Raw genomic sequence first — 17670 nt, forward strand, 5'->3', positions numbered from 1 at the left:
CAGAAGGCGCCGCGTTCCTTGGAGTCCTCCTTCGAGGCCGCTTCGCGGCACCTCAGGATGAAGTTCGAGGTCGAAGAAGCGTCAGTTTCACGCCGCCCGACGCTTGCCCTTCTTCTCCCGCCCCTGCCCCGGCGCGCGCTGGCCCGCGCGGGTGCGGTCGAGAACGAACTTCGCGTAGTCGTCCATATCCCCGGCGAACGGCGTCACGGTGTTGTCCGCCGCCAGCCACAGGCGGTCCGCCACGAGCTCCATCAGCGAGCGATCGTGGGTGATGAGGATCACCGCCCCGCCGTAATCGTTGAGCGCATCGAGGAGCGCCCGGCGGCTGTCGATGTCGAGGTGGTTGGTCGGCTCGTCGAGGATGAGCAGGTGCGGCGCCTGCATGGCCACGAGGTTCAGGAGCAGGCGCGCCCGCTCGCCGCCCGACAGGGCGTCCACGGTGGTCTCCTGCTTGTCGAAGGGAAGCCCGAAGCTCGCCAGCTTGGCGCGGCGGGCGGATTCGCTGTCGTCGGGTCGCTCGCGGCGGATGATGGCGAGCGGCGTGTCCTTCGGATCGAGGGCCTCGATCTGGTGCTGGTGGAACCAGCCGACCTGCACGCGCCCCTCGCGCACCATCCGGCCGTCGCGGACGGACAAGGCACCGGCCGCCATCTTGGCGAAGGTGGATTTGCCCGCCCCGTTGACGCCGAGCAACCCGATGCGGTCGTCGACGTCGAGGGTTAGGTTGAGGTCGCGCAGGATCGGCGCGTCGTCGCCGTAGCCGATGCTGGCGCCGGTGAGGTGCATGAGGGGCGGCGCCAGGGGCCGCTTCGGCGACGGCAGGTGGAACGGGGCCACGTGCTCCTCGATGGTGGTGGCGATGGGCTCCATCTTGGCCAGTCGCTTCATCCGCGACTGGGCCTGTGCGGCCTTGGAGGCGGAGGCCTTGAAGCGATCGACGAAGCTCTGCAGGTGGGCGCGCTCGGCCTCCTGCTTCACCTTGGTCGAGGCCTGGAGGCGGGCCTTCTCCGCCCGGCGCTTCTCGAAGTCGTCGTAGCCTCCGGTGTAGAGTTCGAGTTTCTCGCCCGCCACGTGCAGGATCGCGTCGACGGAATTGTTCAAGAGTTCGCGGTCGTGGCTGATGATGAGCGCCGAGTGCGGATAGCGCTTCAGCCGCGCCTCCAGCCACAGGGCACCTTCGAGATCGAGGTAGTTGGTCGGCTCGTCGAGGAGCAACATGTCCGGCTCGGCGAAGAGCGCGGCGGCGAGGGCCACCCGCATGCGCCAGCCGCCGGAGAACTCGGCCATGGGGCGTTCGAGGTCGGCCACGGAGAAGCCGAGGCCGGCCAGGATCTCGCCGGCGCGCGCGGGCGCCCGGTCGGCGTCGATCTCGATGAGGCGGCCGTAGATCTCGCCCATGCGCTCGGGCTCGGCGGTCTCGAGCTCGGCGTTCAGGGCCTCGCGCTCCGTGTCGGCGGCGAGGATCGTGTCGATGAGGCTGATGGGCGTCGCCGGGTGCTCCTGGTCGACGCTCGCCACACGGGCGGTCTTCGGCAGCAGGATCGCGCCGCCGTCGGGCTGGAACTCGCCGAGGATGATCTTGAACAGGGTCGATTTGCCGACCCCGTTGCGACCGACGAGCCCGACCTTGGACCCTGGCGGCACCGCGACACTCGCGCGGTCGAAAAAGCGCCGGCCCCAGGCGCTGAAGGTGAGGTCTTCGATCTGGATCATGCGGAGGTCACGGTTCGCCGAGGGGGCGCGGGCTCACGAGCGACCCACGGGGAACCGACTTCCTATCGCATTGCAGCATGAGACACGAGACCCACCCCCGCAGGGGTGGCCCTCGTTCTCGGCTCCGGAGACCCGGGCCGACCCCAACAGGGGTGGCCCTCGTGATGCGTGGTGCCGCCTCAGCGGGCTTCCGCGACGGTCTTCAGCAGGGGCGCGGTCGGCACGTTCTTGCGCCAGAACGTGCCGGTGCGCCCGGCCTGGAAGCCGCTCTCGTAGAGGCTGCGCATGTAGCCCGTGTCGAAGCCCCGGGCCGCGGTGGTGTTGGGCGCCGATTCGTCGATGTAGGTGAGGTTGAAGCCGATGCCGTTGGACCGGGTGAAGGCGTAGGTCGTGGCCATGGTGGCCCGGCTGCGGGCACGGCTCGCCGTGGTGAACGAGCGCTCGACGATGGACAGGGTGTTGTTCTGCGCGAGGTCGAATTCCGGCTCCAGACGACCGTTGATGATCACGTAGATGTCGGATTTCGCGCCGGCCTTGAAGCGCCCGTCGCGCAGCAGGAACGATTGCGGCAGGGTGAACACCGGCGTCACCACCGAGCCGTCCACATGCATTTCCTGGAACGCACGGCCCTCCGCCTGCACGTCGAGGAGCTGGGGCGGGAACACCGCCGGGATGCTGGCGGAGGCCGTGAGCACGTCCGAGAACAGGTCCAGGGCGGTGGGTCCGCCATTGGTCGCGATGGCGCCCATGTTCCAGATCACGGCGCGCTGGGAATCAAGGTTGGTGGTCACCACGAGGAGGCGGCGGCCCTTGGCGTGCTGGGTGGCGATGGCGGCGAGCAGGTCCGGCGTCACGTAACGGCGGACGAGGTCGCGCAGGCGCCCATCGCCGAACAGACCAGAGCCGAACAGAACATTGGCGACGCTCGGCGACTGAACCAGGGTGGAGGCGACGCCGCTCGTGTAGATATCCTTGAGGACCGCGTCGTATTCGGGGCCGACGAAGGCGAAGGGTGCAATGAGCGCTCCGGTGGAGACACCCGAGACGAGGGAGAATTCCGGGCGCTTGCCGGATTCCGTCCAGCCGTTGAGAATTCCGGCGCCGTAGGCCCCGTCGCCACCGCCGCCCGACAGGGCGAGATAGGCGAACGGCACCTTCTTGTTCTCGGGCCGGGCGGCCATCTCCGTGAAGGTCGTCTCGGACGCGTCCGCGTAGGCGCGCACGGACAGGTCCATGCCCGGCACCGTGGCGGCGGCGGCCTCGCTCGCCGTGTAGGAAACGCGGGGCGTGGAGCCGCAGGCGCCGAGCTGACCGGCAAGGAGAAGGGCGAAGACGCCGCGCGACCACCCGAGACGACGAGACATCGATATTTCCTAACCGCCCGATCCCACCGGATCTACGTAGCACGAGAACCAGCTTGGCCGTTGGGGTGTTCCGGCCCGTCTCGCTTCTCCGTCGAGGCGTGGTATCGGGGACACATCCGGTCGCCGGCGGCCTGAGGCGTGGTCGCCGCTTCAGGTTACTGGACGGATTGAACTTTCACCCGCGTCCCGAATTTAAAGCGGTGCACGGTCACGGTTACGAACCGGATCGGACTGGCGCCTCCACGAAAACCCGTCACGAAAACCCGTTCGGCGCCATCGCCCGAGGCGCAAACCCTGCGGCTCCGCGCGCCGGGACTTTCGGCAAGCGGGGACACCAAGCGGGTGCACAGCGAGAACGAGCGGCACGAACAGGATCGCCCGGGGGTCCCGGGCCTCCAGCAGAAGGCAGGACGATGGAACGGGACGACGCCTGGCACCTCACGGACGACCTGATGGTCGAGCACGGCAAGGGCGATCCCTTCGCCGCCGCCATTCGCGCGACGCGCATGGCGATGATCGTCACCGATCCGCGCCGGGGCGACAATCCCATCGTGTTCGTCAACGACGCCTTCCTCAGGCTCTCGGGTTATCGCCGAGACGAAATCATGGGCACCAACTGCCGATTCCTGCAGGGCGCCGACACCGATCCCAACGCCGTTCGCCAGATCCGCGAGGCCGTCGATGCGCGGCGCGACATCTCCATCGACATCCTGAACTACCGCAAGGACGGGACGACGTTCTGGAACGCCCTTTACATGAGCCCGGTCATCAACGAGGCGGGCGAACTGCTCTACTTCTTCGCCTCGCAGCTCGACATCACCGAACGCGTCGATGCCCAGAAGCGCATCCAGCACGAGAAGGAACATTTCGAGCGCGAGGTCGGCAAGCGGACACAGGATCTGACCGAGGCGCTGGCGGCGAAGACCATGCTGGTCCACGAGGTCGACCACCGCGTGAAGAACAATCTTCAGATGATCGCCTCGCTCCTGACCATGCAAACCCGTGCCATCGTCGATCCGGCGGCGCGCGAGGCGATGAAGACGATGCTGACCCGGATCGAAGCCCTCGGGACGGTCCACAAGCGGCTGTACCAATCACAGGACGTGCGTCGCTTCGATGTTGCCGAATTCGCCCGCGAGCTCGCCTCCGATCTCGTCCGCGGTTCGGGCCGGGCCGGCATCGGCCTGCATTTCGACCTCGAAGCGGTTGAGGTCCCGGTCGAGAAGGCGCCCCCCATCGCCCTGATCATGAACGAGCTCATCACCAACGCCCTGAAGCACGCTTTTCCGGGCGAAGCGCAGGGCTTGCTGTCCATCGTGGTGAAACCCGACGGCGATCATTTCATCGTCGGGATCTCCGACGACGGGGTCGGGATGCCGCGCGAAGTCCTGGGCAATCGTTCCTTCGGCAAACGCCTCATCGAAAGCTTGGCACGTCAGTTGAACGCGAGTATCGCTTGGCAGCCTGCCAATACCGGAGCGCGGCCCGGAACTTGGATCGACATCCGCCTGCCGCTCGAGACCGCCACCAGCAGGGAGACAGCGTGAGCGAACCCCTTCGGGTCCTGATCGCGGAAGACGAAGCCCTCGTCGCGATGCAGCTCGAATTTCTCCTCGAGGATTGCGGTCACGCGGTCGTCGGGACCGCCGACACGGCACAGGGCGCGATCCGCCTGGCGCGCGAAACCCAGCCCGACATCGTGTTCGTCGATCTGCAATTGCGCGGGGGCTCGTCCGGCCTCGATATCGTCCGGACCCTGCGGGACGAATCCGATGCCATGCTCGTGTTCGTCACCGCCAACGCCCGGCGCTTCTCCGAGGATTTCGAGGGAGCGGTCGGTGTGATCGCCAAACCCTTCAGCGAAGCGGTGATCCTCGATACCATCGCGTATCTGGAGGCCTGCGTGCGCAATCCGCCACCCACCATGGACGCGCCCCTGGGCCTGAACCTGGCCCCGGACTACCGGGCGCAGATGGACAGCCTGCGGGACTGACGCGGGCGCGGGACGGCGTCAGCGATAGCCGGCCGCCTGCAGCTCGAACAGTTCGGCGTATCGGCCGCCCGTGGCCTGCAGCTCGGCATGGGTGCCGGCTTCGAGGACCCGGCCACCATCCAGAACCAGGATGCGGTCGGCCATGCGGACCGTGGAGAAGCGGTGGGAAATGATCACCGCCGTGCGCCCGTGGCTGAGGTCGCGAAAACGCTGGAACACCTCGAACTCGGCCCGTGCGTCGAGGGCTGCCGTGGGCTCGTCGAGGATGAGGATCTCGGCCTCGCGCATGTAGGCGCGGCTGAGCGCGATCTTCTGCCACTGGCCGCCGGAGAGGTCGACGCCTTCGGCGAACAGCTTGCCGAGCGGCTGGTCGTAGGCCAGCGGCAGGCGTGCGATCACGGCGTCGGCCAGACTGCGCCGCGCCGCACGGGCGATGCGCGCCTCGTCGGCGCGTGCCTCGATCCGGCCCACCGCGACGTTCTGGCCGGCGGTGAGGTTGAAGCGCACGAAATCCTGGAAGATCACGCCGATGCGGGCGCGCAGCGCGTCGAGATCGTAGTCCGGGAGAGGGCGTCCATCGAGGAGAACCCGGCCCTCGGTCGGGTCGTAGAGCCGGGTCAGCAGCTTGACGATGGTCGTCTTGCCGGCGCCGTTCTCGCCGACGAGCGCCAGGACCTCGCCGGCGCGAAGATGGAACCCGAGGTGGCGCACCGCCCAGACATCCGTGCCCGGATAGCGGAAGCCCACATCCTCGAAGACGATTCCCTCGACCATACGGTTCGGGAGTGGAATCGGCGAGGCCGGCGAGCGGACGGACGGCACGAAGGCGAAGAACGCGAACAGGTCGTCGAGGTACTGTGCCCCGGAAGCGATCTGCGAGACCCCCTGCAGCAGGCCCTCGATGAGGGAGCGCAGGCGCTGGAACGATCCGGCCAGGAACGCGAGATCCCCGATGGAGAACTGTCCGGCCGCCGTACGCCAGACCAGGGTGGCATAGGCTGCGTAATAGGCGAGACTGCCGAGGGCCGCGAAGCCGCCGCCCCAGGCGGCGCGGCGCAGGGCCAGGTCCCGGTTGTCGGCGATGAGCTTTTCCGCGAGGGCACCGTAACGCTCGGCGATGTAGCCGTTGAGGCCGAACAGCTTCACTTCCTTGGCCGACTCGACGCTGGCACCCAGCGTCCTCAGGTAATCGATCTGTCGCCGCTCCGGCGTGCGTGTCCAGGCGAGGCGGTAGCCCTGGCGGTTGAAGTACGTCTCGTTGAGGAAGGCCGGCACCAGGGCCAGGGCCACGAGGAGGATGAGCCAGGGCGCATAGGCCGCCAACCCGATGGCGAAGGCCGCGAGGGTGATGAGGTCCTGGCCCTGGCCGAAGAGCTGGAACAGCAGGTTCGAGCGGCCGGTGACCTGCCGGCGCGCCCGCTCCAGGCGGTCCTGCTGGGCCGCATCCTCGAACTGGGCGAGATCGAGGTCGGCGGCGTGGCGCATGAGCCGGAGGCTGGCGGCGTTGCCGTAGCGATCGGCGACCAGGCCGTCGACGAGGGTGCTGGCACGGCCCAGAAGATCGGACAGGATCGCCAGTCCGAATTCGAGGACGACGAGTCCGGCGAGGTGCCTCAAGGCCGGATCGGCCATCCAGGCGTCGATGCCGAGGCCGATCGGGTGCGGTCGGGCATGTTCGGCCACGATGGCGTCGAGGATGAGTTTCGCCACGTAGAGCATCGACACGGGCAGGCTCGCCCGGGCGAGCCGCAGGGCGAGGCTCGCCGGCAGCAGGCGCGGGCTCGCGGCGTAGACGAGGCGGGCGAGGGCCGGCAGATGGCGCAGGGCGCCGAAGCGCTCGGCGAGGGCACCGTCCGGCGGCGCGGTGGAGGGAGCGGGGTCGGGACGGGGTGCTGGCATCGGCGCGGACCATGGCGGGGCCGGGCCCACGCGTCGATCCCGGCCGGCGGTGCCGGGCTGTCGCAGGCCGTGGCGCCGGTGCCTTGAGGGATCGGACGATCCCCGTGCGATCGGACGGGTGGCAAAAGGGGCTTTTATCGACAGGAGATTGCCGCCCGTCGCGTCCGCGCCGGGGCATCGACCTGTAACCCATGATAAACGAGGGATCGTTTCTCGTATCCGAGGCCGCCACCGAATGCTCAGCGGTTCAGCCTTCCTGCGGGTCGTGGTCCTCCTGATCGTGGCGGCCGGGCTGGCTGGAATCGTCCAGCGCTACTGGTCGCCCGCGACCGTCGACCCCGATCCGGGGCCCGCGGCCGTGCCGGTGGATCCACCGCGCACCGTGCGCCGTGCCGACCCTGCGCCCGTTCCGGCAGCCCCCCCGGCGCCGGTCCAGCCGATACCGCAGGCCCCTGTCGCATCCGCCGCTCCGATGCCCCCTTCCCTCGCACCGACGCCCACGCCCCCGACGCCGTCCGTGCCCGCCAGATCCGCCCCATCCGCCCCCCTGACGTTCGAGCCCTCGATCGCCGCGGGCGAAGGGGAGGTCGCCAGCGCGTCCGACAATGCCGGCCCGCGCGCCATGGCCATCGCCGATCTCAACACCGCGAGCGTCGCCGAGCTCAACGGGCTCAAGGGCGGAGGCATGATCGGCCGCTCCATCGTGCAGAAGCGGCCCTACGCGTCCGTCGATCAGCTCCTGTCGAAGCGCGTCCTGAGCCGGGCGACCTACGAGCGGATCAAGGATCAGGTCACGGTGCGTTGAGGATGCGGGACGGGTAGCGTCGGGCGCGGCGGGTGCCTACACTGACACCGCGGCGACGCCAGCCGTATCGAGCCCAGGACCGACCATGTTTGCGCAAGCCGGTGGCGTGACCTTCCGCGAGGATCTCGGCGTCGAGGAGACCACCGAGACGGACAACATCGTCCGCTGGGACGGCGAGAAGCTCTACGTGGAGCACGACATCTACCACAACGGCCAGCTGGTTCACCGCAAGTACCGCAAGACCGTCACCGAGCCCGTGGCCCGCGCGCTCCAGGCGATCATCAACCGCGCCCAGCAATAAACCGGCGTTGCGGCGCCTCGCCCACATCTCGGACCTGCATTTCGGCCGAACGAACCCGGCCGTGGTCGAGAGGCTCATCACAGAACTCAACCGCGATCGTCCCGACCTCGTCATCGCGTCGGGGGATTTCACCATGCGTGCGCGCAAGGTGGAGTACGCGGCGGCCCGGGCCTTCCTGGCACGCCTCGACGCGCCGTGGATCGCCGTGCCGGGCAACCACGACATCTCGCCGTTCCACCTCGTGCAGCGCTTCCTCCGGCCGTTCGCGCGCTACCGCCGCTACATCGCGCCCAGCACAGAGCCGACCCATCTCGACGACGAGATCGGCATCGTCTGCCTCAACACAGTGCGGACCTGGGCGCCCGAGGCCGACTGGTCGCAGGGCAAGATCCGGCGGCGCCAGATCGTGCAGGCCGAGGCGCGGCTCGCCGCCATGCCGGCGCACGTGTTCCGGATCGTGGTGGGACATCACCCGTTCATGCCGCCGCCCTGGGACGAGGAAGCCCGCCTCGTCGGCCGCGCCGACCTGGCGCTCGCCGCGTTCCGGCGCCAGGGCGTCGGACTGACCCTGGCCGGCCACCTCCACCGGCACTACGCCCGGTTCGCCGAAGCCGACGCCTCGGGTGCTGCGAACGACACGGTGGACCGGGGCGTCATGCGGGGCCGACGCGGGCATCTGCTCGCGGTCCAAGCGGGTTCGGCCACCTCGACCCGCCTGCGCGGCTCCGAACCCAACGCCTACAACCGCATCGTGATCGCGGACGGCGCCGCCACCGTGACCGTGCGGCTGTGGCATGGCAGCGGTTGGCGGGACGCCGAGTAGGTTCCTCGGTGACCGGCTATTTGCCGATCCAGTCGTGGCCGGCCACCACCGCCTCGACGGGACGCGTCCAGGTGCCGGGCTGGTCGGTCGCGCCGGAGCCCAGGGCGCACTGTACCATGACGCTGTCGCTCCAGCGGCCGTACTTGTAGCCCACCGCCGGCAGCAGCCCGACGCGCACGAACCCGCAGGCTTCGTGCAGGCGCAACGAGGCCTCGTTCTTCGCGTCGATGTAGCCGATCATCTGGCGGTAGCCGCCGGCCGCGCAGGCCTCGATGAGGGCCGGCAGCAGGCGCCGGCCGATGCCGGCGTGCAGGTGCTCGTGGTGGACGTAGATCGAGTGCTTGAGGGTGTAGCGGTAGGCCGGCCGCTTGCGGAACGGCACCGCGTAGGCGTAGCCGGCCACCACCCCGTCGCGGTCGGCGACGAGGTGCGGCAGGCGCTTCTTGCGCATGGCCTTGCGGCGCTTCTTGAGGTCGTCCGGATGGAGCGGATCCTCCTCGAAATCGCCGACATCGCCGACCCCGCGCCGGATGTGGTGGGCGTAGATGTCCACCATGTCCGCCACGTCGGCATCCGACGAGGGTCGGATGACGAGGTCGGGGTCGCCGGCCAGCGCCGGCATCAGCGGGTCTCGCGCATGACATACGTGTGGAACCGGATGGTGCCGTCCGGATCCACGTTGCGGAACACGCCCTGGATCTCGGCCTCGAACCCGGGGAACAGGTTCGCGGAGCGCTCGAACATCTTGAAATAGTCCAGCATGGGTTTCGCCCGCTCGTCCAATCGCTCGCCCGGCAGCACCGTGCCGATGCCCGGCGGGTAGACCAGAAGCAAGGTCGTCGCCACGCGCCCTTCCGCCTCCGCGATGGGCACGTAATCGACGTTGTTGCGGGTGAGCTGCTGCACCGCTTCCTTGGGCGTCATCACCATCTCGGGCAGGTGCCCCGGCTCGAACTGCTTGCGCTGGAGGGCGCTGGTGCCGGCCTCACGGTGGAAGGCGTGGAAATCGGCGCAGAGATCGCGCAGGCGCACGCCCTTGTAGCGGTTGGGCCGGCGCCGGACGAACTCGGGCATCGCCTCTTCGAGCGGCACGTTGTCGTCGTGCAGGCGCTTGAAGGCGACGAGGCCCGAGATCAGCGTGCCGGCCTTGGAGGATTCGACGCCCGGCGTCAGCAGGAAGAGCAGCGAGTTGAGGTCGTTCTTCTCCGGCACGATGCGGTTCTCACGCAGGTACTGAGCGACGATGGGCGCGGGCACGCCGTGCTCGGCGTATTCACCTGTACGCCGGTCGAAGCCCGGGGTGAGCACCGTGAGCTTGTTCGGGTCGGTCATGGCATAATCGGGCACCACGTGCGTGAAGCCGTGCCAGGCCGCGCCCGGAGTCAATTCCCAGTACTTGGCGTTGCTGGCGAGTTCGTCCGTGGAGATGCTCTCCCACGGCACCTTGCCATCCGGGCCCTTCACGGTGTCGGGCACGAAGGGGTCGAAGAACCAGCGGCGGAGGGGATCGCCCTCCTTCTCCTCGAACTCGCGGCGGATGGCCCGGACCTTCTTGCGCCACTCGATGCCGAGCCGAATGGTGTCGTCCCAGAGGACGACGCCGGAGCGGCCCTTCATCATCTGCGCGCCCACATCGAGGGAGGCGAACAGGGGATAGAACGGCGAGGTCGAGGCGTGGACGAGGAAGGTCTCGTTGAAGCGCCGGTGCTCGATGCGGCGGGTCTGGCCGCGGATGTGGCTGTCCTTGGTGTGGATCTGCGAGGCCTGGGAGAAGCTCGCCAGCTGCTTGTGGGTCGATTGCGTGGCGATGATGCCCGGCGAGGTCTCGTCCAGCCCCTTCAGGCCCATGGCGAAGCGCCCGGCGAAGAGCGGGTGGAACTTCATGAAGCCCGCCCAGGCCTCGTCGAACAGGATGTAGTCGCAGAGGTGCCCGATCTTATCGAGGATCATCTGCGCATTGTAGATCGTGCCGTCGTAGGTGCATTGCTCGACCACCGCCACGCGGAACGGGCGCTCGCGCTTCCACGCGTCGGGGTCCTTCACCAGGGGATTGGTGCGGATCTTTTCGCGGATCGCCGTCTCGTCCAGGGCCTCGGCGTACATGGGGCCGATCAACCCGAAGCAGTTGCGATCGGTCTCGAGGAACACCGGTACGGCGCCGCCGAGGAACAGGGCGCCGTGATGCGCGGCCTTGTGGTTGTTGCGGTCGAACAGCACGAGGTCGCCCTCCGCCACCAGGGCCGACAGCACGATCTTGTTCGAGGCCGAGGTGCCATTGAGGACGAAGTAGGTCTTCTCCGCCCCGAAGATGACGGCGGCTTCCTTCTGCGCCTTCAGGGCGGGCCCCTCGTGGACGAGGAGGTCGCCGAGATCGAGGACGGAATTGTCGAGGTCGTCGCGAAAGATCGCCTCGCCGAGGTGCTCGACGAAGATGCGGCCGATGGGCGAGCGGTTGTAGAAGATGCCGCCGTTGTGGCCGGGACAGGTCCAGAGCTGATTTCCCTGCTCGGCGTAGTCGACCAGGGCGCCGAAGAACGGCGTCTTCAGGGTCTCGGCGTATTGCTTCACCCGGCTGACGAGGCCGCGGGCGATGTATTCGGGGGTTTCTTCGGCAAGGAAGATGTAGCCGTCGATGAAGTCCAGCACCTCGACGGGGATGTCTTCCAGACGCTTGCGGCGGACCATGATCACGATGGGCATTTCCAGCCCGCGTTTCCGCATGAGGTTGATGAGCGCCGCCGCCTTGCCGTCCAGCCCGCGCTTGCCCCAATCCACCACCATGCAGCCGATGGCGGCGTCGGTCTGGACCGCGATGGCCGCATCTTCGACGCGCCGCGCCCGCACCACCTCGAAGCCGAGCTTCTCGATGGAGGTGAGGATTTGCTGGACGCGCACGCCCTCGAGATCGTCCGGATCGAAGTTCGGCGCGCACATCAGCACGGTGAAGCGGCGGAAGAAGTCCATGCGGGAAAAGGCTCCGTGGTGTTTGGCGCGCACCGTTCGCGACGGGACGTGACGCTTCGATGACAGTTGCGGAGGGGCGGCGGCTTTTCGAGGGCGACACGGCCGGGTTCGGCGCCGGCGGCCGGCGGCATCACCCATAGACCGATGGCGCACCGATCGCCCGTAGCAGCACTGTCACACGCGCCTGCTCTAACGCCAGCGATCGGGATTCGAGCGACGGGCGGGACGGCGGCAATGGATCAGGGGCAACGGGCAGGAACCTTCGACATCGAGGCGATCCGCCGTGAAGTCGCCGACGATTTCGACGAAGAACTCGAAATGGAGATGGAGGAGGAGCGTCTCGAACGCCTCGCCGATGCCGTCGGGGACGGTCCACGCGCGCCGCAGATGGACCGCCGACGCTATTTCCGCGAGCTGTTCCGGCTCCAGCACGAGCTGGTGCGCCTGCAGGATTGGGTGCAGGCTCAGAAGCTGCGCGTCGTCGTGATCTTCGAGGGCCGGGATTCCGCCGGCAAGGGCGGGGCGATCAAGCGCATCACCCAGCGTCTCAACCCCCGCGTCTGCCGCGTCGCCGCCCTGCCGGCCCCGAGCGAGCGCGAGCGCACGCAATGGTACTTCCAGCGCTACGTGACCCACTTGCCCGCCGGCGGCGAGATCGTGCTGTTCGACCGCTCCTGGTACAATCGCGCCGGCGTCGAGCGCGTGATGGGCTTCTGCACGCCCGACGAGGTGGAGGAGTTCTTCCGCTCCGTGCCGGAATTCGAGCGCATGCTGGTGCGCTCAGGGATCATCGTGCTGAAATACTGGTTCTCGATCACCGACGAGGAGCAGGAGCTGCGCTTCACCATGCGGATCCACGATCCGCTGAAGCAGTGGAAACTCTCGCCGATGGATGTGCAGTCGCGCCGCCTGTGGGAGGATTACACCAAGGCCAAGGAAGTGATGCTCGCCCGCACCCACATCCCCGAGGCGCCGTGGTGGGTGGTCGAGGCCGTGGACAAGAAGAAGGCCCGGCTCAACTGCATCGCCCACCTCCTGTCGCAGATCCCCTACGGCGCGGTGGCGCACCCGACCGTCCAGCTGCCCGAGCGCGAGCGCCACGACGACTACGCCCGCCAGCCGGTCCCGCCGGAGATGTTCGTGCCGAGCCTGTTCTGAGACGGCCGCCCCCCGGGTTGATCCGGGCCGCCGGGATGGGCAGACCCGGGGCTGGAATTCCACGCGACCCCGGACCCGCCATGACCAGCCCTGCGCGCGACACCGACGAGCTCCTGTTCACGCAGGACGGGGCCGGCATCGCCCGCCTCGTCCTCAACCGCCCCCAGGCCCGCAACGCCCTCACCTTCGCGATGTATCAGGGGATCATCGACCGCTGTGCGCGGATCGAGGCCGACCCGTCCGTGCGGGTGCTGGTGATCACGGGCGCGGGCGAGAAGGCGTTCGCGGCCGGTACCGACATCGCCCAGTTCCGCGGCTTCGCCTCGGCCCAGGACGCCCTGGACTACGAGCGGTTCATGGATCGGGTGATGGGTGCCCTCGAGCGCCTGCGGGTGCCCGTCATCGCGGCCATCGCGGGGGCCTGCACGGGCGGCGGGGCGGCCATCGCGGCGGCCTGCGACCTGCGGGTCGCCACCCGCGACGCGCGCTTCGGCTTTCCCATCGCGCGGACGCTGGGCAACTGCCTGTCGCTCGCCAACCTGAAGCGCCTCTCCGGGCTCGTCGGCCCGGCCCGGGTCAAGGACATGATCTTCACCGCCCGCCTCGTCGGGGCCGAGGAGGCGCTGGCCATCGGCCTCGTCGGCGAGGTGGTGGCGGATGCAGATGCCCTCGCGGTCCGCGCCACCGAACTCGCCACCCTCGTCGCCGGCCACGCGCCCCTCACCCTCCACGCCACCAAGGAGGGCCTGCGCCGGCTTCAGGACGCCGACGACACGGCCGGCGAGCGCCCCGGCGACGACCTCATCCGCCTCTGCTACACGAGCGCCGATTTTCGCGAGGGAATGGAAGCGTTCCTGGGCAAGCGGGCGCCGGATTGGCGGGGGCGGTGAGAACCGGTCACTTCGGCGGAGCGTCCTGGAGCATCGCACGCCGAAGAATCGCGTTCAGCTTCGTCTGGTAGCCGCGCCCGCCCGTCTTGAGCCAAGCGAGCACGTCCGCGTCGAGGCGAACGGTGACCTGAGCCTTGATCGGACGGTAGAACGGATTGCGCTGGGCGTTGGCGAAGAACGCCTCCGTCAGCGGCGGGATATCGCTGTAGTCGATCTCGGAATCCGGCGTCGCGGCGAGCGCCTCCAACTCCGCGCGTTGTTCCGGCGTGAGGGCGGCGGGCCGGTGCAGGTCGAGTTCAAAGATGACGGGATCGGTCTCGTTCATAGCGCTTGCGCTCCTGCCGGTCGGCATGTCTAGCCGAAATGATGCGAACGATCTCCGTTCCATCGTCAGCGTCGAAGATCGTGTGAGCGACCAGCACCATCATGACGCCATCCACGAGGCCGATCGTCTGCTAGCGATACTCACCGTCCTCGATCCGATCCTGCGAACTCGATGCGTAAGGATCGGCAAAGACGCGGGACGCAACCTCGAAGCTGATGCGATGCTTACGCAGATTGCTTTCGGCCTTGGCCGCGTCCCATGCGAAGCGAATCGACTTGCAAAAATGTAACGACAATTTTGTCGTGATACAATGGGGTCGATCTGTGAGCAGACGCAAGCGAACGGCCCGAACCGGAGGTCCGGGCCGCCCAGCCGTTTCGAGGCTGGTTCGCCCTATCGCGTGGAGGGCAGCAGCCAGTTCGGCAGCCACAAGGCGATGCCGGGGACGAGGCAGAGGATCAGGATCGCCACCGCCATCAGCATCACGAAGGGCAGCGTGCCCCAGATGATGTCCTTCAGCGGGATGTCGGGGGCGATGTTCTTGATGACGAAGATGTTGAGGCCGACCGGCGGGTGGATCAGGCCCATCTCCATGGTGATGGTCATGACGACGCCGAACCAGACGAGGTCGAACCCGGCGGCCTTCAGGGGCGGCAGGATGATCGGCGCCGTCATCAGGATGATCGAGACCGGCGGCAGGAAGAAGCCGAGCAGGATCACGAGGCCCAGGATCGTCACCAGGAGCACCCAGGGCGAGAGCTGCAGCGCCACGATGGCGTTGGCCGCCGATTGCGAGATGTGGAGGTAGCTCATCACGTAGGCGTAAAGGAGCGACATGCCGATGATGAGCATCAGCATGGTCGATTCCCGCAAGGTGGCGGCGAGGATCGGGTTCACGTCCTTCGGGCGCCAGACGCCGTAGATGACCGCGATGAGGCCGAGCGCCAGGAGACCGCCGAGGCCCGCCGTCTCGGAGGGCGTGGAGTAGCCGCCGTAGAGGGCGACCATGACGCCGGTGAGGAGCACCACGAAGGGCAGCACCCGCGGCAGCGTCGAGAAGCGCTCGCGCATGCTGTAGGTGTCCTCGGCGAGGATCGGCGAGGCGGTGCCGTTGCGCTCGAAGGCGTCCTTCGCGGCCGCGTATTCGGCCCGGAAGCGATAGACCGACCAGGCGGCGAACAGGCCCACCAGCAGCAGGCCCGGCCCGATGCCGGCGAGGAACAGGCGCCCGAGCGACTGTTCGGCCGCCACCGCATAGAGGATCATGGTGATGGAGGGCGGCAGCAGGATGCCGAGGGTGCCGCCGGCGGCGATGATGCCGGCGGCGAAGCCCGGCGAGTAGCCGCGCTTCCTCATCTCTGGGATGCCCGCCGAGCCGATGGCCGAGCAGGTGGCGGGCGAGGACCCCGCCATGGCGGCGAACAGCGCGCAGGCGAAGACGTTGGCGATGCCCAGTCCCCCGGGGATGCGGTGCATCCAGGCGTGCATGGCCGAGTAGAGGTCCTGGCCGGCTCGTGAACGGCCGATGGCCGCGCCCTTCAGGATGAAGAGCGGGATCGACAGGAGGGTGATGGAGGCCATCTCCTCGTAGACGTTCTGCGCCACCGTATCGAGGGAGGCGCCCGGCATGAAGAAGTACATGAACGCGAGCGCCACGAAGCCCAGCGCGAAGGCGATGGGGATGCCGGCCAGCATCGCGCTGAGGGTGGCACCCGCGTAGAGGAAGCCGATGGCCGCGACGCTCATGGGTGGGGGCTCGTCTTGAGGGGATCGGCGTTCAGGTCGGCCCCGAGGCCGACCTTCGGGTTCGCCCAGCCGGCGGAACGGGGGCCGTAGTTCAGGGCCTCGGCGATCTGCAGGAGGAACTGCAGGGATAGGAAGCTCATGCCCAAAGCCATGAGGGCGTAGGGAATCCAGAGCGGCGGCCCCCAGGTCGATTGGGAGACCTGCCCGTCGACCCAGGCTTCGTGGAACAGGCTCCAGCTCTTCCAGGCGAAGAACGTCACGAACACGATGCTGATGATATCGGCCATGAGCAGGCGGGCGCGGTTGACCCGCGGCGAGAGCAGGCCGCTCAGCGCCTCGATGGCGACGTGGCCGCGCTTGGCCTGGACGGCCGCCGCCGAGAAGAAGGTCGCGCCGACGATGAGGAACACCGCCATCTCGTCCTGCCAGTCGGTGGGCTCCTTCAGCCAGTAGCGCACGAACACGCTGTAGCTGAGGACGAGACAGGCCCCGACGAGGGCGAGCCCGCCGAAGATCATCACCACGCCGTTGATCGCTTTCATCCCGCGGTCGATGGCCCCGAGCAGCCCGGGGACGCGAGGTTCGGGCGCGGCCCGTACGGATTCGGAGGCGGCGGAGGCCGCGTCGAAGGCGTGGCTCACGACACCTGCTCCGCCAGCTTGAGGAGCTCGGCGCAGCTCGCGGATTTGCCCGCGAAGTCCTTCCACGCGGTGTCCTTGGCGATGTCGCGCCACTGGCCGAGGGTCTTCTCGTCGAGTTGCTGCACCTTGGCGCCGGCCTTGGCGAACACCTGCTCGACTCGGGTGTCGTCGTCCTTGGCGCCCTTCTGGCCGAAGGCCTCCAGCTCGGCGCCGATGGTCATGATGAGGTCCTGCTGGTCCTTCGGCAGGCGGTCGAACACGATCTTGGACATCATGATCGGCTCCCACATGAGCCAATAGGTATGCTGGGCCCCCGAGGTGAGGGATTTCGAGAGTTCCTCCAGGCGGAACGAGATCAAGCTGGTGGAGGAGGTGATGACGGCATCGCACGCGCCGGTCTGCATGGCGGCGTAGGATTCGTTCGACGGGATCGAGAGTGTGGCGGCGCCCGCCGCCTTCATCATCAGGTCCATCTCGCGCGAGCCGCCCCGGACCTTGAGGCCCTTGGCGTCGCTGGGCGTGAAGAGCGGCCGGTCGCGGCTGGCGACGCCGCCGGCCTGCCACACCCAGGAGACCACCACGACGCCCTTGGATTCGAGGATCTCGGTCAGCTTGCGGCCGACGGGGGCGGTCTTCCAGGCCGTGGCCTGCGCGTAGGAGGTGACGAGGCCCGGCATCAGGCCGATGTTCATCTCCGGCACCTCGCCGCCGGCGTAGGGGCTCGGGTAAAGGGTCATGTCGAGGGCGCCCTTTCGGATGGCGCCGAACTGGGCGTTCGTCTTCATCAGGGACGAGCCCGGATAGACCTGGAGCTCCAGGGCGCCCTTCGAGCGCTCGGCCAGGGCCGCGGCGAACTTGCGGCACGCGCGGTCGCGAAAGTCGCCCTCGTCGATGGTGCCGCCGGGGAACTGGTGCGAGATCTTCAGGGTGGTCGCCGCCCGGGCCCGCGAGCCGAGGGACAGGATGGCGGGCGCGGCGAGACCGGCGGCGACGAGGGTGCGGCGTGTCAACGTCATGGCGTCTTCCTCCTTCGGCAAGCTGGCCGCCC

General features: G+C 68.2%; 16 protein-coding genes and 1 pseudogene. 7 read left to right on the plus strand and 10 right to left on the minus strand.

Annotated features, from left to right (window positions below):
- Nucleotides 1-87 precede the first annotated feature (87 nt).
- Nucleotides 88-1713, minus strand: coding sequence for an ABC-F family ATP-binding cassette domain-containing protein (locus tag ASG60_RS02420; RefSeq protein WP_056384147.1), 1626 nt, complete (start codon nucleotides 1711-1713; stop codon nucleotides 88-90).
- Nucleotides 1714-1892: 179 nt separating this feature from the next.
- A complete protein-coding gene (locus tag ASG60_RS02425) occupies nucleotides 1893-3077 on the minus strand; it encodes a patatin-like phospholipase family protein (protein ID WP_056384148.1) in 1185 nt (394 codons plus the stop codon).
- A gap of 53 nt (nucleotides 3078-3130) precedes the next feature.
- Here ASG60_RS02425 and ASG60_RS02430 point away from each other — a divergent pair, with 53 nt between their 5' ends.
- Both ASG60_RS02430 and ASG60_RS02435 read left to right on the plus strand, forming a co-directional pair.
- Nucleotides 3131-4624 (plus strand): histidine kinase dimerization/phosphoacceptor domain -containing protein, encoded by a 1494-nt coding sequence (locus tag ASG60_RS02430; protein WP_277996224.1) that lies wholly within the window; start codon nucleotides 3131-3133, stop codon nucleotides 4622-4624.
- Entirely contained in the window at nucleotides 4621-5070 is a 450-nt protein-coding gene (locus tag ASG60_RS02435; RefSeq protein WP_056166270.1) for a response regulator, read from the plus strand. Before ASG60_RS02430 ends, ASG60_RS02435 begins: the two co-directional genes overlap by 4 nt.
- An 18-nt stretch (nucleotides 5071-5088) precedes the next feature.
- Here the strand turns inward: ASG60_RS02435 and ASG60_RS02440 are convergent, their stop codons facing one another.
- Nucleotides 5089-6969, minus strand: a complete 1881-nt coding sequence (locus ASG60_RS02440) for an ABC transporter ATP-binding protein (RefSeq protein WP_056384149.1) — start codon at nucleotides 6967-6969, stop codon at nucleotides 5089-5091.
- A gap of 235 nt (nucleotides 6970-7204) precedes the next feature.
- Between ASG60_RS02440 and ASG60_RS02445 the strand changes: the two genes are divergently transcribed.
- From ASG60_RS02445 to ASG60_RS02455, 3 genes are all read left to right on the plus strand, one after another.
- Nucleotides 7205-7774: a helix-hairpin-helix domain-containing protein gene (locus ASG60_RS02445; RefSeq protein ID WP_056384150.1), complete on the plus strand. Its 570-nt coding sequence runs from the start codon at nucleotides 7205-7207 to the stop codon at nucleotides 7772-7774.
- Nucleotides 7775-7859: 85 nt separating this feature from the next.
- Nucleotides 7860-8075, plus strand: coding sequence for a hypothetical protein (locus tag ASG60_RS02450; RefSeq protein ID WP_056166264.1), 216 nt, complete (start codon nucleotides 7860-7862; stop codon nucleotides 8073-8075).
- A 7-nt stretch (nucleotides 8076-8082) separates the two neighbouring features.
- On the plus strand, nucleotides 8083-8898 hold the full coding sequence (locus ASG60_RS02455; protein WP_056384151.1) for a metallophosphoesterase: 816 nt from the start codon (nucleotides 8083-8085) through the stop codon (nucleotides 8896-8898).
- Between the two features lie 16 nt (nucleotides 8899-8914).
- Here ASG60_RS02455 and ASG60_RS02460 read toward each other — a convergent pair whose 3' ends face one another.
- Both ASG60_RS02460 and ASG60_RS02465 read right to left on the minus strand, forming a co-directional pair.
- Nucleotides 8915-9520, minus strand: coding sequence for a GNAT family N-acetyltransferase (locus ASG60_RS02460; RefSeq protein WP_056303055.1), 606 nt, complete (start codon nucleotides 9518-9520; stop codon nucleotides 8915-8917).
- Nucleotides 9520-11862: an Orn/Lys/Arg decarboxylase N-terminal domain-containing protein gene (locus ASG60_RS02465; protein ID WP_056263300.1), complete on the minus strand. Its 2343-nt coding sequence runs from the start codon at nucleotides 11860-11862 to the stop codon at nucleotides 9520-9522. Before ASG60_RS02465 ends, ASG60_RS02460 begins: the two co-directional genes overlap by 1 nt.
- 234 nt (nucleotides 11863-12096) lie before the next feature.
- Here ASG60_RS02465 and ppk2 point away from each other — a divergent pair, with 234 nt between their 5' ends.
- Entirely contained in the window at nucleotides 12097-13020 is a 924-nt protein-coding gene (ppk2, locus tag ASG60_RS02470) for a polyphosphate kinase 2 (RefSeq protein WP_056166255.1), read from the plus strand.
- Between the two features lie 80 nt (nucleotides 13021-13100).
- Nucleotides 13101-13910: an enoyl-CoA hydratase/isomerase family protein gene (locus ASG60_RS02475; protein ID WP_056303059.1), complete on the plus strand. Its 810-nt coding sequence runs from the start codon at nucleotides 13101-13103 to the stop codon at nucleotides 13908-13910.
- 7 nt (nucleotides 13911-13917) lie between these two features.
- Here the strand turns inward: ASG60_RS02475 and ASG60_RS02480 are convergent, their stop codons facing one another.
- The 5 genes and pseudogenes from ASG60_RS02480 to dctP all read right to left on the minus strand — a co-directional run bounded on the left by ASG60_RS02480 (nucleotide 13918) and on the right by dctP (nucleotide 17638).
- Nucleotides 13918-14235: a BrnA antitoxin family protein gene (locus tag ASG60_RS02480; protein ID WP_056263297.1), complete on the minus strand. Its 318-nt coding sequence runs from the start codon at nucleotides 14233-14235 to the stop codon at nucleotides 13918-13920.
- Nucleotides 14207-14506, minus strand: a pseudogene (locus ASG60_RS22410) (BrnT family toxin). The gene ASG60_RS02480 and the pseudogene ASG60_RS22410 overlap by 29 nt, the downstream one beginning before the upstream one ends.
- Nucleotides 14507-14628: 122 nt before the next feature.
- Nucleotides 14629-15981, minus strand: a complete 1353-nt coding sequence (locus tag ASG60_RS02485) for a TRAP transporter large permease (protein WP_056166245.1) — start codon at nucleotides 15979-15981, stop codon at nucleotides 14629-14631.
- Nucleotides 15978-16622, minus strand: coding sequence for a TRAP transporter small permease (locus tag ASG60_RS02490; RefSeq protein ID WP_056166240.1), 645 nt, complete (start codon nucleotides 16620-16622; stop codon nucleotides 15978-15980). Before ASG60_RS02490 ends, ASG60_RS02485 begins: the two co-directional genes overlap by 4 nt.
- On the minus strand, nucleotides 16619-17638 hold the full coding sequence (gene dctP / locus ASG60_RS02495; RefSeq protein ID WP_056263293.1) for a TRAP transporter substrate-binding protein DctP: 1020 nt from the start codon (nucleotides 17636-17638) through the stop codon (nucleotides 16619-16621). Before dctP ends, ASG60_RS02490 begins: the two co-directional genes overlap by 4 nt.
- Between the last annotated feature and the right edge of the window lie 32 nt (nucleotides 17639-17670).

This window comes from Methylobacterium sp. Leaf469 (genome assembly GCF_001424745.1).
Classification (GTDB): Bacteria; Pseudomonadota; Alphaproteobacteria; order Rhizobiales; family Beijerinckiaceae; genus Methylobacterium.

Bases quoted from the DNA above. Each gene is read 5' to 3' on its own strand.
- ASG60_RS02420 (WP_056384147.1), bottom strand. From the start codon at position 1,713: ATGATCCAGATCGAAGACCTCACCTTCAGCGCCTGGGGCCGGCGCTTT.
- ASG60_RS02425 (WP_056384148.1), bottom strand. From the start codon at position 3,077: ATGTCTCGTCGTCTCGGGTGGTCGCGCGGCGTCTTCGCCCTTCTCCTT.
- ASG60_RS02440 (WP_056384149.1), bottom strand. From the start codon at position 6,969: ATGCCAGCACCCCGTCCCGACCCCGCTCCCTCCACCGCGCCGCCGGAC.
- ASG60_RS02445 (WP_056384150.1), top strand. From the start codon at position 7,205: ATGCTCAGCGGTTCAGCCTTCCTGCGGGTCGTGGTCCTCCTGATCGTG.
- ASG60_RS02450 (WP_056166264.1), top strand. From the start codon at position 7,860: ATGTTTGCGCAAGCCGGTGGCGTGACCTTCCGCGAGGATCTCGGCGTC.
- ASG60_RS02460 (WP_056303055.1), bottom strand. From the start codon at position 9,520: ATGCCGGCGCTGGCCGGCGACCCCGACCTCGTCATCCGACCCTCGTCG.
- ASG60_RS02465 (WP_056263300.1), bottom strand. From the start codon at position 11,862: ATGGACTTCTTCCGCCGCTTCACCGTGCTGATGTGCGCGCCGAACTTC.
- ppk2 (WP_056166255.1), top strand. From the start codon at position 12,097: ATGGATCAGGGGCAACGGGCAGGAACCTTCGACATCGAGGCGATCCGC.
- ASG60_RS02475 (WP_056303059.1), top strand. From the start codon at position 13,101: ATGACCAGCCCTGCGCGCGACACCGACGAGCTCCTGTTCACGCAGGAC.
- ASG60_RS02480 (WP_056263297.1), bottom strand. From the start codon at position 14,235: ATGAACGAGACCGATCCCGTCATCTTTGAACTCGACCTGCACCGGCCC.
- ASG60_RS02485 (WP_056166245.1), bottom strand. From the start codon at position 15,981: ATGAGCGTCGCGGCCATCGGCTTCCTCTACGCGGGTGCCACCCTCAGC.
- dctP (WP_056263293.1), bottom strand. From the start codon at position 17,638: ATGACGTTGACACGCCGCACCCTCGTCGCCGCCGGTCTCGCCGCGCCC.